Origin of the sequence: Streptomyces solicavernae (genome assembly GCF_029968095.1) — a bacterium.
In the GTDB taxonomy this organism is placed as follows: domain Bacteria; phylum Actinomycetota; class Actinomycetes; order Streptomycetales; family Streptomycetaceae; genus Streptomyces; species Streptomyces solicavernae.
The window spans coordinates 18,979-32,609 of sequence record NZ_JASCIR010000046.1; the positions used below are offsets into that span (position 1 = coordinate 18,979).

Annotated in this window: 16 protein-coding genes and 1 pseudogene; 16 read left to right on the forward strand and 1 reads right to left on the reverse strand. The window is 72.1% G+C overall.

Annotated features, from left to right (window positions below; genetic code table 11):
- Window positions 1-10 precede the first annotated feature (10 nt).
- The 7 genes from QIS99_RS29795 (at window position 11) to QIS99_RS29825 (ending at window position 5,723) form a co-directional block, all read left to right on the forward strand.
- Window positions 11-925, forward strand: coding sequence for an LLM class flavin-dependent oxidoreductase (locus QIS99_RS29795; protein WP_282516836.1), 915 nt, complete (start codon window positions 11-13; stop codon window positions 923-925).
- A 51-nt stretch (window positions 926-976) separates the two neighbouring features.
- Complete coding sequence (locus QIS99_RS29800) at window positions 977-1,744, forward strand: SDR family NAD(P)-dependent oxidoreductase (RefSeq protein WP_282516837.1); 768 nt, start codon at window positions 977-979, stop codon at window positions 1,742-1,744.
- Between the two features lie 10 nt (window positions 1,745-1,754).
- Complete coding sequence (locus tag QIS99_RS29805) at window positions 1,755-2,426, forward strand: antibiotic biosynthesis monooxygenase (RefSeq protein WP_282516838.1); 672 nt, start codon at window positions 1,755-1,757, stop codon at window positions 2,424-2,426.
- 1 nt (window position 2,427) lies between these two features.
- Window positions 2,428-3,216, forward strand: coding sequence for an SDR family oxidoreductase (locus QIS99_RS29810; protein ID WP_282516839.1), 789 nt, complete (start codon window positions 2,428-2,430; stop codon window positions 3,214-3,216).
- A 105-nt stretch (window positions 3,217-3,321) separates the two neighbouring features.
- Window positions 3,322-3,903 (forward strand): NADPH-dependent FMN reductase, encoded by a 582-nt coding sequence (locus QIS99_RS29815; protein WP_282516840.1) that lies wholly within the window; start codon window positions 3,322-3,324, stop codon window positions 3,901-3,903.
- 21 nt (window positions 3,904-3,924) lie between these two features.
- Window positions 3,925-4,551, forward strand: coding sequence for an antibiotic biosynthesis monooxygenase (locus tag QIS99_RS29820; protein ID WP_282516841.1), 627 nt, complete (start codon window positions 3,925-3,927; stop codon window positions 4,549-4,551).
- Window positions 4,548-5,723: an acyl-CoA dehydrogenase family protein gene (locus QIS99_RS29825; RefSeq protein ID WP_282516842.1), complete on the forward strand. Its 1,176-nt coding sequence runs from the start codon at window positions 4,548-4,550 to the stop codon at window positions 5,721-5,723. The genes QIS99_RS29820 and QIS99_RS29825 overlap by 4 nt, the downstream gene beginning before the upstream one ends.
- 27 nt (window positions 5,724-5,750) lie before the next feature.
- Here QIS99_RS29825 and QIS99_RS29830 read toward each other — a convergent pair whose 3' ends face one another.
- Entirely contained in the window at window positions 5,751-6,194 is a 444-nt protein-coding gene (locus QIS99_RS29830; RefSeq protein WP_282516851.1) for a MarR family winged helix-turn-helix transcriptional regulator, read from the reverse strand.
- Between the two features lie 299 nt (window positions 6,195-6,493).
- On the opposite strand from QIS99_RS29830, the gene QIS99_RS29835 reads away from it, so the two are divergent.
- From QIS99_RS29835 to QIS99_RS29880, 9 genes and pseudogenes are all read left to right on the forward strand, one after another.
- Window positions 6,494-7,588 carry an NAD(P)/FAD-dependent oxidoreductase gene (locus QIS99_RS29835; protein ID WP_282516843.1) on the forward strand — a complete coding sequence of 365 codons (1,095 nt, stop codon included), beginning with the start codon at window positions 6,494-6,496 and terminating at the stop codon, window positions 7,586-7,588.
- 279 nt (window positions 7,589-7,867) lie between these two features.
- A complete protein-coding gene (locus tag QIS99_RS29840) occupies window positions 7,868-8,134 on the forward strand; it encodes an acyl-CoA carboxylase subunit epsilon (protein ID WP_282516844.1) in 267 nt (88 codons plus the stop codon).
- Window positions 8,135-8,336: 202 nt separating this feature from the next.
- Window positions 8,337-9,248: an alpha/beta fold hydrolase gene (locus QIS99_RS29845; RefSeq protein ID WP_282516845.1), complete on the forward strand. Its 912-nt coding sequence runs from the start codon at window positions 8,337-8,339 to the stop codon at window positions 9,246-9,248.
- 100 nt (window positions 9,249-9,348) lie between these two features.
- On the forward strand, window positions 9,349-9,624 hold the full coding sequence (locus QIS99_RS29850) for a hypothetical protein (RefSeq protein WP_282516846.1): 276 nt from the start codon (window positions 9,349-9,351) through the stop codon (window positions 9,622-9,624).
- A 125-nt stretch (window positions 9,625-9,749) separates the two neighbouring features.
- The gene (gene metK / locus QIS99_RS29855) at window positions 9,750-10,961 is read left to right on the forward strand and encodes a methionine adenosyltransferase (RefSeq protein ID WP_282516847.1); all 1,212 of its coding nucleotides are present in this window, start codon (window positions 9,750-9,752) and stop codon (window positions 10,959-10,961) included.
- 64 nt (window positions 10,962-11,025) lie between these two features.
- A complete protein-coding gene (locus tag QIS99_RS29860; RefSeq protein WP_282516848.1) occupies window positions 11,026-12,012 on the forward strand; it encodes a carbohydrate kinase family protein in 987 nt (328 codons plus the stop codon).
- Window positions 12,013-12,230: 218 nt separating this feature from the next.
- Window positions 12,231-12,470: pseudogene (locus tag QIS99_RS29870) on the forward strand (hypothetical protein); the annotation flags it as partial.
- Between the two features lie 65 nt (window positions 12,471-12,535).
- Window positions 12,536-13,396, forward strand: a complete 861-nt coding sequence (metF, locus tag QIS99_RS29875; RefSeq protein WP_282516849.1) for a methylenetetrahydrofolate reductase [NAD(P)H] — start codon at window positions 12,536-12,538, stop codon at window positions 13,394-13,396.
- Window positions 13,386-13,631: adenosylhomocysteinase (locus QIS99_RS29880; RefSeq protein WP_282516850.1), on the forward strand; the 246-nt coding region annotated here is incomplete at its 3' end. The genes metF and QIS99_RS29880, both read left to right, overlap by 11 nt.

The following is a 13,631-nucleotide window of genomic DNA, read 5'->3' on the forward strand; positions in this document are numbered from 1 at the left end:
GGCCACTTCATTGTCCACCCGCGAAGTCGTCTTCGGCTTCGGTGCGCACAGCACCGTCGCCGAGGCGCCTCAGCTGCTCGACCTGGCCCAGCTCGCCGACCGCGAGGGCCTCGACCTGTTCTCCCTCTCGGACCACCCCTACGTCGGACAGCGGCTCGACGCGTACGCCGCCGTCGGGTTCGTCACCGGACGGACGCGGCACCTCGCGGGATTCGCGAACGTCAGCAACCTGCCGACCCGCCCGCCCGCCATGCTGGCGCGGACCGTGACCTCCCTGTCGGTGCTGTCCGGCGGCCGGGTCGTGCTCGGCATGGGCGCCGGCGGGCTGTGGGAGCGGATCGCCGACATGGGCGTGCAGCCGCTCACCCCGGGGGCCGCCGTCGAGGCGTTCGAGGAGGCCATCGTCCTCGTCAAGAAGCTGTCCGGCGGCGGCCCGCCGGTCACGTTCCGCGGCCGCCACTACCGGGTGGAGGGCATCGACCCCGCCCCGGTGCCGGCCCCGCCGGTGTGGACCGGGTCGGTCGGCCCGAAGTCCCTCGCCGCCACCGGCCGGGTCGCCGACGGCTGGATCCCCGGCCACGCCGCGGACTGGCTCAGCCCGCGCTACCGGGCCTCGCGGCCGGTCGTCGACGAGGCCGCGCAGGCCGTGGGCCGCAGCCCGCGCGAGGTCCGCACCGTCTTCAACTTCCCCGGCCGCATCACCGACCGGCCCCTGGCCGCCACCCGGGACCGGGACGGCCGCTGGGTCGGCGGCTCCACCGAGCAGTGGATCGACGAACTGACCGGTGCCGTCCTCGAACACGGCGCCTGCGGCTTCATGCTCTTCTCCCCCCGCGGCGGTACGCCGGACCAGGCCGCCGTCGGCCGCTGGGCGGGGGACATCGCCCCGGCCGTGCGCGAAGCCGTCGCCAAGCACCGCAGCTGAAACGGCCACAGCCGTTCCGTACCCGACTCACCCAGATCCGAAGGGCATTTCATGAGCAGGCTGAAGAACAAGACGGCACTGGTCACCGGCGCCAGCCGCGGCATCGGCCGGGGCATCGCGCTCCGGCTCGCGCAGGACGGCGCCGTCGTCGCGGTGAACTACGCGTCCAACGAGGCCGCCGCGAAGGAGACGGTGTCGCTCATCGAGGAGGCCGGCGGCCGGGCCTTCACCGTGCACGCACGGCTCGGCGAGCCCGGCGCCGTCGAGCAGCTCCTGGCGGGCGTGGAGGCCGGCCTGGCCGAGCGCACCGGGTCCGGGAACCTGGACATCCTCGTCAACAACGCCGCCGCCACCGGCTTCGAGGGCGCGGGCCCCAGCGCCGTCACCGAGGCCATCATCGACAACTGCTACACCATCAACGCCAAGGCGCCGTTCTTCCTGATCCAGAAGGCCCTGGAGCTGATCCCCGACGGCGGGCACATCGTCAACGTCTCGTCCGGGGTCACGCACTCCGCGTTCCCGATCCAGATCGCGTACGCGATGAGCAAGGCGGCCCTGGAGCAGATCACCCTGCACATGGCCCCGGTCCTCGCGGCCCGCAACATCACCATCAACACGGTCGCCCCCGGCATCACGGACAACGGCGACCCGGTGTTCGACGACCCGGCCGCCGTCGAGCAGATGTCCGCGCTGTCCGCGTTCAAGCGGGTCGGTGAGGTCTCCGAGGTCGCCGACGTGGTCGCGTTCGCCGCCTCCGACGACGCCCGCTGGGTCACCGGGTCCTTCATCGACGCCACCGGCGGCACCCTGATCGGCTGAGGAGCCAGCTATGCAGAACGACATCCAGTCCGCGGTCGGCTTCGCCCACGCCAAGCCGGAACGGGCCGCCGACCTCGGCAAGCTGCTCGTCGACTTCGCCGAGCGGTCCCACAACGAGCCCGGCTGCCTGGGGAGTTGGATCAACCAGGACGCGGACAACCCCGACCTGTTCGTCTTCTACGAGGTGTGGGCGACGCGCACGGACCTCGCCCGGCACCTGGCGCAGCCGTACATGAAGGAGTTCCTGGCCGACCGCATGGAGTACCTGGAGCGGGACCTGGAGGTGCGCCCGCTGCGGCTCACCGGCCCCGCGCCGGCCGAGTCCGCCGACCCGGCCGAGATGAACCAGAGGTACCTGGACGCCTACGCCGACCGGGACCTCGACGCGATCATGGCGGTCTACGCGCCCGGCGGCGCCGCGGTGTGGGAGCCCGGCAAGGCGGTCAGCGGCGCCGAACACCGGTCCGCCGTCGCCGAGTTCCTGGAACGGGACCCGCGGCTCTCGGCAGAGGTCAGCGAGTGCTACATCGCGGGCGACACCGCAGCGCTCGTCGTCGACTGGAGCATCGAGGTGCCCGGCGCGCCGGAGATGACCGGCAGCGGCCGCGGCTTCGACGTCCTGCGCAAGAACGCCGCCGGCGAGTGGCGCTACGTCATCACCAATCCGTTCGGGAGCCGGTGACATGAGGATTCAGGACAGGGTCGCCGTCGTCACCGGGGCCGGCAGCGGCATCGGCAAGGCGATCGCCGAAAAGCTCGACACGGCCGGCGCCCGCGGCGTGGTGGTGTCCGACATCGACCTGGACGCCGCCGAGAAGGCGGCCGCGGCCATCGGCGGCAACGCCCTCGCCGTACAGGCCGACGTCGGTGACGAAGCCTCCGTGCAGGCCCTCGTGGAACGCGCCCGGGAACGGTTCGGCGACGTCGACCTGTTCGTGTCCAACGCCGGTCTGACGGTGACGGGCAGCTTCGACGCCCCGGACGAGGACTGGCAGCGCGCCCTGACCGTCAACATGATGTCGCACGTGTACGCGGCCCGCGCGGTCCTCCCGGCCATGCTGGCGAACGGCCGCGGCCATCTGCTGCAGACGATCGCGGCCTGCGGCGTGCTCACCGCCTTCGGCGCGGCACCGTACTCGGTCGCCAAGCAGGGCGCCGTGGCGTTCGCCGAGTACCTCGCGGTCGAGTACGGACACCGCGGCATCGGCGTCTCGTGTCTGCTGCCGCAGGCCGTCAACACGCCGATGCTGGCCGAGAGCGTCAGCAGCAACGAGCAACTCGCCCTGCTGAAGGAGAAGTCCGAGGTGCTCGAACCGGAGCAGGTGGCGGCCGCCGCGCTTCGCGGCGTGGAGGAGAACCGGCTGCACGTCTTCACCCACCGGGGCTCGGCCGACTCCTTCCGGCTGCGCGCCGACGACGCGGACAAGTGGGCGGCCGACATGCGCGCCATCCGCCACGGCGCCCGCCCCTGACACCGGCACGGCGAGGGCCCCTGCGGGGGTGCGGGGGGGCGTGCCCACACGCGCGCCCCCCGCACCCGCCCGTGGCTCGCTCCGTGGCTCACAGGAAGGAACACCATGCCCGAGCAACACCTGCGGCTCGCCGTGATCATCGGTTCGTCCCGTGAGGGGCGCACCGGCCCGGCCGTCGCCCGCTGGTTCGTCGAGGAGGCCGAGTCGTGCGCGATGTACGACGTCGACGTCCTGGACCTGGCCGACGTCGAACTGCCCCTGTCGCTGACCCAGGCCGCCGGCACGGCGCAGGGCGGCCGTCTCGCCGCCCTCGCGGAACGCCTGGAGTCGGCGGACGCGTTCGTCGTCATCACACCCGAGTACAACCACAGCTTCACCGCCCCCATGAAGAACCTCATCGACTGGCACCGCACCCAGTGGCAGGCCAAGCCGGTCGGGTTCGTCTCCTACGGCGGGCTGTCCGGCGGCCTGCGGGCCGTCGAGCAACTGCGCCAGGTCTTCGCCGAGCTGCACGCGACCACCGTCCGCGACACGGTCAGCTTCCACGGCGTCTGGCAGCACGTGGGCGACGACGGCACGCTGCGCGCACCGGACGCCGCGGTACCCGCCAAGGTCATGCTCGAAAAGCTGCAGTGGTGGGCGGCCGCACTCAAGGACGCGCGCACGCTGCGGCCGTACGCCGCCTGACCCCAGCAGAGAGGGAAGCACATGAGTTCCATCAGGGTGGAGGACGGCTACTTCACGCTGTTCAACATCTTTCACACCGACGGCCCTCAGGGACAGCGCCGCTTGATGGACCAGTGGCGCGGCCTGCCGCCCGCCCACACCCAGCCGGGCCTCGTCTCGGGCAACTTCCACCCGAGCACCGACGGGCGCTCGGTCGTCAACTACGCGCAGTGGGAGAGCAAGGACGCGTACGACGCCTTCAGGGCCGAGTCCGCCACCCGGCAGCGGTTCGGCGAGGCGCAGACGTTCTCCCGGATGGACAGCGTGCCGTGCGAGGTGGTGCACACCTGGCAGCCGGTCGTCGAACTCTCCGTGGACAAGCCCTGGTTCACCGTGGCCGTCGTGGTCAGGTCCGAGCCGCGGCACCAGGCCAGGGTGGTGCGCGAGATGACGCACGACGACCCGGCGCTCGGTGAGACGCCCGGCTATGTGAACCACGCCGTGCACCGCGGGCTCTCCGGCGAACATGTCGTCAAGTACGCCCAGTGGCAGGACGAGGACAGCTTCAAGGCCTTCCTCGACCGGCCGCAGGAGCCTTCGCCGCTGGACTCCTTCACCACCGCCGAACTGTACTTCTGCCGTCTCGAACACATCCGGGGGCTGTCATGAGCGAGGCCGTGACCGGGCGGGACACCGAGACCCTGAGGGCCGCCGCCGACCTCGCCGCGGCCGGCGCACCGGCCGCCGACACGACGGGAAGCCTGGCCCCCGACACCGTCGCTGCCCTGGCGGCGGCGGGGTTCGCCGGCAGCTTCGCCCCGCAGCGGTGGGGTGGCGCCGGCGCCACGTTCGACACGGTCACGCAGGCGGTGGCCGCCATCGGCGAGGGCTGCACGTCCGCCGCCTGGATCGCCTCGCTGTGGGCGTACAACGGCCGCTTCACCGCCTATCTGCCCGCGGAGGGCCGGCAGGAGGTGTGGTCCAAGGGCGCCGACACCCGTTGCGTCAGTTCGATGGTCGCCGCGGGGGTGACCGCGGATCCGGTGGACGGCGGCTGGTCGCTCTCCGGCACCTGGCTGTACGTCAGCGGGGTCGAGTTCGCCGACTGGGCCCTGGTCAGCTCGGCGCCACCGCGCGAGGGCGACCGCTCCGTACGGGTCTTCGCCGTGCCCAAGGACTCGTTCACGTACCGGGAGACCTGGGACACGCTCGGCATGCGCGCCACCGGGAGCCACACGCTGGCCGTGGACGGCGCGTTCGTGCCGGAGAGCCGCACGTTCCTCTGGGACGACATGCGGCAGGGGATTCTGCCGGAACCGGAAACGGAACCGGAACCGGAACGGGCAGTGCGGCCGGGGGTGGAACCGGGACCGTCGTCCGCCGTGCACGCCGCGCCGCTGTTCGCGGTCAACGGACTCACCTTCGCCGCACCGATCCTCGGCGCGGCCCGCGGCGCCCTGCGCCTGGTGGAGGAGCACCTCGCCAAGCAGCCGACCAAGGCCCGCGCGGCGGCCCGGGAGTCCAGCCGGATCGCCTTCACCCGCGCGGCGGGGGAGATCGACGCGGCGGCGCTGCTCCTCTCGCGGGTCGCCGCGACGGCGGACAGCGGGCTGCTCGCCGAGGAAGGCGCGGCCGAGCGCAGCCACCGCGACAGCACGCTCGCCGTGGAGATCCTGGTCGGCGCGGTGGACCGGCTGTTCCGGGTCACCGGCACCCGGGGTCAGGCGGCGTCCCACGCGATGCAGCGCATCTGGCGCGACGTGCACGGCGCCGGTTCGCACGCCGCGCTGCAGTTCGAGGCGGCGGCCCTCGCCTACACGCAGCGCCTGGTCGCGGCCTGACGGGCCGTCATGGGCCCGGCGCCGCCCTCAGCTTCGGGCGGGGTCCGGCCCGGTGAAGACCACGGGGACCTTGTTGTCGAGGACGACGCGGGCGAGCAGACCGGCGAGCAGGTCGCGCTCGTTCCCGGCCAGGGCCGCGGGCAGCTCCTCGATACGCCGGCAGGCATCGGCGTAGAAGCGCTCGGCGAGGCGGGCGCCCCGCCGGGTCAGCGCCACGCGGACAGCACGGTGGTCGCGCGGGTCGGGCTCACGCCGGACCAGGCCGTTGTTCGCCGTGCGGTCGACCAGGCCGCTGAGGCTGGATCTGGCCAGGCCGAGCATCGTGCTCAGCTCACTCATGCCGTACGGCTGGGCGAGGAGTACGCACAACAGCTGGCCCTGCTGCGGAGTGAGGCCGTGTTCCCGGCCCGCCCTGGCGTACACGGAATTCACCAGAAAAGCGGCCCGCACCAGGGCCGACGCAATTCCCATCGTGTCATCGGGCTTACCCACGCGGGCAGGATAACACGGATTCACAAGTTAGTTCGTGGCAAGAACTTCCCCACCCTCCCGTATTCCGGTCAGGGCGGCCCTGGGTTGCCCGGAGCCGCCCTGACCTGCCTTGAGCTGCCTTGAACTCCCTTGAACTGCCTTGAGCTGTCTTGACCTGGCCTGTATCCACTTAACAAAGATTTGTACTTCTTCACCCTGCCCGGTGTTGTGATTCGTGCCGCGAACTAGCTATGTTCGTGATGCGAACCCAAAGTTTCTTGGTCTCTGGAGTGTGAATCATGAGTCGTAATGTCGTTGTCGTCGGCGGAGGCTACGGCGGCGCCGCGGTCGTCAAGGCCCTGGAGTCCGAGGCTGATGTCGTCCTCATCGACCCCCGGGACGCCTTTGCCAACGTGGCCGGTTCGCTGCGGGCCATCACCCAGCCCGAATGGGCGCCCAACATGTTCTTCCCCTTCGAGACGCTGGTCACGAAGGGACGGGTGATCCGCGACCAGGCCGCCTCGGTGGACGCGGACGGCGTGACCCTCGCCTCCGGCGAGCGCGTCGCCGCGGACTACGTGGTCCTGGCCACCGGCTCCAGCTACGCCTACCCGGCCAACCCCGCGGCCGACACCGTCACTGCGGCCCTGGATGACTTCCGCGGCTCCCACAAGGAGCTCGCCCAGTCCGACAAGGTCCTGATCCTCGGCGCAGGCCCCGTCGGCCTCGAACTGGCCGGCGAGATCAAGGAGGTCTGGCCGGACAAGCAGGTGACCGTCGTCGCCCCGGCGACGGAACTCCTGCCCGGCTTCAAGCCGGAGGTCGTCGAGGACCTCCGCCGCCAGCTCGACGCCCTCGGCGTCGAGGTGCGGCTCGGCACCACGGTGAACGCGCCGGGCACCGAGGCCGGCAGGTCCGAGGCGTTCACGGCCACCACCACCGGCGGCGACGAGATCACCGCCGACATCTGGTTCCGCGCCTACGGCACGACCACCAACAGCGACTACCTCGCCGACGGCAAGCTCACCACCCGCAACCCGCAGGGCCAGGTCCCGGTGACCGAGACCCTCCAGGTCAAGGGGTACGAGCACGTCTACGCCGTCGGCGACATCACCGACGTCGACGAGGCCAAGATGGCCGGCTACGCGATGCAGCACGCCGAGGTGGTGGCCAAGAACATCATCGCGCAGATCAACGGCGAGCAGCCCGCGGCCACCTACCAGCCGCTGCCCTTCCCGATGATCCTTCTGCCGCTCGGCCCCAAGGGCGGAGTCGGCCAGCTGCCCTCGCCCGAGGGCCCGTTCGTCGCCGCGGCCGAGATGGTCTCGGAGTACAAGGGCGCGGACCTGTTCACCGGCCGCTTCACCGGACAGTTCGGCCCGACCGCCGCCTGACCAGGCGTCACCGTCCGCCCCTCTTCCACCCCGCCACTCCCAACGGCGCTGTTCCCGCCCTCCGCACCTGTTCCCGCAGGCGCGCGGCGAGGACAGCGCCGTTCTGCGTGCGGTGCGCGGTGCGCGGTGGGCGGGGCCGGGCGCAGGACACGGACCGCTCGTACCGGACCGCTCGTACCGGACCACTCGTAGCCGACCACTCGTACCCGTCCGCTCGTACCAGACCACTCGTACCGGAGTCCCCACGCGAGAACCCGACACCACGGAGACGACCACGCCATGACCTCTACGACCGGCACCACCACCCCCGCCACCGATGCCGTGGACGCCCCCGGCCCGGAGACGTTCCTCCGCATCGAGCGGGGCACCCCCGACGCCTGCGAACTCGCCGCACTCACCGCCGTACTCCTCTCGCGCGTGACCGCCCTCACCGATGCCGGCGAGGACACCGAGGAGGACTGCCCCCGCACCGCGCGCTGGCGGCGCCTGGAACGCCGCAACGTCCCCAGCACGCCGCGCAGTTGGCGCACGGACGCCGGCCGCTGATGCGGGCGGCCGTGAGCAACGGGCCGCCCGCAGGAGCCGCCCCGCCGGTCCCGCGCCCCTCGCCGCGGCGGGCCTCCGTCTGCTGCCTGGTACGCCGCCGCCCCGCCTGGCACCGGGCCACCGCCGTCAAACGGTGAGGCCGGCCGCCACCAGGCAGGAAGGGGCGTACGGAGACCAACTACCGCCTGGAGCCACGGACCACATGTCGCATCTGCTGAGCACCAGCACCTCCAGGGCCCACGCCATCACCCTCGACGCCGGCGGGATCACCCTGTCGGGCCTGCTCGCCGAGGCCTCGCCGGGACCGCCGCGAGCCGTCCTCGTCGCCATCCACGGGGGAGGGATGCGGGCGGGGTACTTCGACAGCCAGGTGCGTCCCGGCCTCTCCCTGCTCACCCTCGGCGCCGGCCTCGGCTACACCGTCCTCGCCCTCGACCGCCCCGGCTACGGAGATTCGGCCGCCCAACTGCCCCGCGGACAGGGCCTGGTGGAGCAGGCCGAGACGCTGCACGACGCGCTCGCCTCCTTCGCGGCCGCCCATGACACCGGGGCGGGACTGTTCCTCGTAGCCCATTCCAACGGCGGGAAGCTGGCGCTCGCGGCCGCGTCCCGGGAACGGGGACGCACCCTGCTCGGCCTGGACATCTCCGGCCTCGGCAACCGGCTCGCCGTCCCCATGCACCAGCTGCCGGGGGTCGACGGGCACGGGGACTGGCGGCGCCACTGGGGCCCGCTCCGGCTCTACCCGCCGGACGCGTTCCGCGACGGGCGCCGGCTGATCTCCCCGGTACCCGAGACGGAGGCGCAGGAAGGGCCGTTGTGGCCGCACATGTACCCGGAGATCGCCCAGCGGATCCGCATACCGGTCCGCTTCACCTTCGCCGAGCAGGAGCAGTGGTGGCGGTTCGACGAGGAGGCCGTGGCCGCGCTGCGGCAGCCGCTCGCCACCACCGCCGTCATCGCGCACCAGCCCGACGCGGGGCACAACCTCAGCCTCGGCTGGGCGGCCCGTACGTACCACCTCAAAGCGCTCGGCTTCCTGGAGGACTGCCTGCTCGCCAGGGACGCCGCGCCCCCCGTCCGGCCCACGGGCCGGCTCGTCACCGCGCCCTGAGCCCGCTCCTTCCGTCCGCCCCGGCCGCCGGCCCCCGCCGCCGGCCCCGTGAGCCCGTTCGGAGCGCATCAGTCACCGACAGACGGAGGTCAGGTAGACCATGAGCATCGTCACCTTCGAGCACGGCTTCCTTGAGTACTGCCTCTTCGACCGCGACGCGGAGCCCGTGCCCGACGCTCCCGCCGGCCTGATACGCACACTCCGCCCCGAGCCCCGCCCCGAGCCCCGCCCCGAGCAGGCCTCCCTGGTCCCCGCAGCCGCCGCACCCGGCGGTCCGGCGGCCGTACCCGCCGACCCCGCCGTCGTCCGGCCCGCACTGCTGGCGGGGGAGGAGCGCGAGCTGCCGGACCCGTGGATCTTCCGCGGCACCGACTGACTCCACACACCGCGCCGAGGCCCGCAATCGGCATCGCCGAGCCCCGCAACCCGCACCGATCCGCCCCCCAACCCACCCGCACCCCACCCCACCCCACCCCACCCCACCCCACCGACTGGAGAGCCATGTCCCGCCGCCTGTTCACCTCGGAGTCCGTGACCGAGGGACACCCCGACAAGATCGCCGACCGGATCAGCGACACCGTCCTGGACGCGCTCCTCGCGCAGGACCCGGCGGCCCGCGTCGCGGTGGAGACCCTGATCACCACGGGCCAGGTGCACGTGGCCGGAGAGGTCACCACCCGGGCCTACGCCGACATTCCCACGCTCGTGCGCGAGGCCATCCTCGACATCGGCTACGACTCGTCCCAGAAGGGCTTCGACGGCGCCTCCTGCGGCGTCTCGGTCTCCATCGGCGCCCAGTCGCCCGACATCGCGCAGGGCGTCGACACCGCGTACGAGAAGCGGACCGCGCAGGACGGCGGCGACGAGCTCGGCCAACAGGGCGCGGGCGACCAGGGGCTGATGTTCGGGTACGCGACCGACGAGACGCCGGGCTTCATGCCGCTGCCGATCGATCTGGCGCACCGCCTCTCCCGCCGCCTGACCGAGGTGCGCAAGGACGGCACCGTGCCCTACCTGCGGCCGGACGGGAAGACCCAGGTCACCATCGAGTACGAGGGCAGCCGCCCGGTCCGTCTCGACACCGTCGTGGTGTCCTCGCAGCACGCCGGCGACATCGACCTGGACTCGCTGCTCACGCCCGACATCCGCGCACACGTCGTGCGGCACGTCCTCGACGGGCTGGCCGAGGACGGCATCAAGCTGGACACCGACGGTTACCGTCTGCTCGTCAATCCGACCGGCCGCTTCGAGACCGGCGGCCCGATGGGCGATGCGGGCCTCACCGGCCGCAAGATCATCATCGATACGTACGGGGGCATGGCCCGGCACGGCGGCGGCGCGTTCTCCGGCAAGGACCCGTCCAAGGTGGACCGTTCGGCCGCGTACGCGATGCGCTGGGTCGCGAAGAACGTCGTGGCCGCGGGCCTTGCCCGCCGCTGCGAGGTGCAGGTGGCGTACGCGATCGGCAAGGCCGAGCCGGTCGGCCTGTTCGTGGAGACCTTCGGCACCGCCGCCGTCGCCCAGACCGTCATCGAGAAGGCCATCGCCGAGGTCTTCGACCTCCGCCCGGCCGCGATCATCCGCGACCTCGACCTGCTCCGCCCGGTCTACACGCAGACCGCGGCGTACGGCCACTTCGGGCGTGAACTCCCCGACTTCACCTGGGAGAAGACCGACCGCGCCGCCGCACTCAAGGCCGCCGCCGGCATCTGAGCAGACGTCACGTCCGACTGAGCAGCCGTCACGTCCGACCACCACACGAAGTACAGGAGCTCACGTGCGTATCGCGGTGACAGGATCCATCGCCACGGACCATCTCATGATCTTCCCGGGCAGGTTCGTGGACCAGCTGATCCCGGACCAACTCGCCCGTGTCTCACTCTCCTTCCTGGTCGATGGGCTGGAAGTGCGCCGGGGCGGCGTGGCGGCGAACATCGCGTTCGGCCTCGGCCGCCTCGGCCTCACCCCGCTCCTGATCGGCGCCGCGGGCACCGACTTCGCGGAGTACGAGGTCTGGCTCAAGGAACACGGCGTCGACACGAGCGCCGTGCGCATCTCCACCGAGCGGGCCACGGCACGCTTCCTGTGCATCACCGACGAGGACGCCAACCAGATCGCCGCGTTCTACACCGGCGCCATGGCCGAGGCCGGCGAGATCGACCTGGGCGACGTCTTCGGCTCCGACGGGTCCCGCCCCGACCTGGTCCTGATAGCCCCCGACGACCCCGAGGCCATGGTGCGCCACACCGAGCAGTGCCGGGACCTGGGCCTGCCGTTCGCCGCCGACCCGTCCCAGCAGCTGGCCCGCCTCGACGGCGCGCAGACACGGCAGCTGGCGGACGGCGCCCGCTGGCTGTTCACCAACGAGTACGAGTCCTCGCTGCTCCTGGAGCGAAGCGGCTGGTCCCGCGACGAGGTCCTCGCGCGCGTCGGCACCTGGATCACCACGCTGGGGAGCGCCGGGGTGCGGATCGAGCAGGCGGACCGCCCGCCGGTCACGGTCGACGCGGTCCCCGATGTGCGGGTGGCCGACCCGACGGGCGTCGGCGACGCGTTCCGCGCGGGCTTCTTCGCGGGCCTCGCCCAGGGACTGCCGGTGACCGCCGCGGCCCGCCTGGGCTGTGTCGTCGCGTCGACGGCGCTCGCCGCCGTCGGCTCGCAGTCCCACCACGCCGACGGCGGGACCCTGCTGGCGACCGCCGCACACGCCTACGGGCAGGCGGCCTCCGACGAGATCGCCCCGGCCCTGGCAGGTGTCCGATGACCGCCCGGGCGGCAGCCCTGCGGACCGCCCTCGCCTCCCGTGTGGTGGTGGCCGACGGGGCGATGGGCACGATGCTCCAGGCGCAGGACCCGGCGAACTCCGCGGCCCTCGGCGAGTACGACATCCCGGAGCGGGCCTTCGAGCTGTCCGAGTCGGGCGCGCGCATCGCCCGCGAGGTCGCCGACGAGTTCACCGGGTCCACCGGGCGGCAGCGCTGGGAGCGCCCCGACGAGGGCCCGGTCCGCTCCGACGTGTGCGTCGACTACCCGGTCCCGGAGCCGCCGTTCCGGGGCACCCGCGTCGTCAAGGGCATCCAGCTCAAGGAGTACGCCTCCTGGCTCGACGAGGGCGCCCTGTTCGCCGCCGACTCGTACCGCGACTACCTCGAACTCCACGGCCTGTCCGTCCAGTTGGCCGAAGCGCTCGCCGAGTCCTGGCACGCGCGGGTGCGCGAGGAGCTGGACATCGACGCGATCGTCCTGCACCACCCGGAGGCGAGCTACTTCAACGCGGGAGGCCGCCGGTGACGACGTTCTCCTTCGAGTTCTTCCCGCCCAAGACGGCCGCGGGCGAGCAGACGCTGTGGCAGGCCATCCGCCGCATCGAGCCGCTGGCACCCGACTTCGTGTCCGTCACCTACGGCGCGGGCGGCTCCTCCCGGGACCGCACCATCGACATCACCCAACGCCTCGTGTCGGAGACGACGCTGCGGCCGGTCGCGCATCTGACCGCCGTCGGGCACTCGGTGGCCGAACTGCGCAACATCGTCGGGCAGTACGCGGACGCCGGAGTGCGCGACGTCCTGGTGCTGCGCGGCGACCCGCCCGGCGACCCCAAGGGCCCCTGGACCGCGCACCCCGACGGCTACGCGCACGCCTGCCAACTGGTGGAACTCGTACGCTCGTTGGGCGATTTCACCGTCGGCGTCGCGGCCTTCCCCGAGCGGCATCCGCGCTCACCGGACTGGGACAGCGACATCCGGCACTTCGTGGCGAAGTGCCGCGCCGGCGCGGACTACGCCATCACCCAGATGTTCTTCGACGTGGACGACTACCTGCGGCTGCGCGACCGGGTCGCCGCCGCCGGCTGTACGACCCCGATCATCCCGGAGATCATGCCGGCCACCGACGTCCGCCAGATCCGCCGCTTCGCCGAACTCTCCGACGCCGCCTTCCCCGAGGACCTGGCCCACCGTCTCGAAGCCGCCCGCGAGCGGCCCGACGACGCGTACCGGATCGGGGTCGAGCACGCCACCGCCATGGCGCACCGCCTGCTCGCCGAAGGCGCCCCCGGCCTGCACTACATCACCCTCAACCGGTCCACGGCCGCCCTGGACATCCACGGCAGCGTACGGAACAGCTCAAGGAGCCTCCATGCCAGCTGAGTTCACCGCCTCCACCGACACCATCGACTCCACGCACACCACCGACTTCACCGATTTCAAGGTCGCGGACCTGTCCCTGGCCGAGTTCGGCCGCAAGGAGATCACGCTCGCCGAGCACGAGATGCCCGGCCTGATGGCCATCCGCGCGGAGTACGCGGCCGCCCAGCCGCTGGCCGGCGCCCGGATCACCGGTTCTCTGCACATGACGGTGCAGACCGCCGTCCTGATCGAGACT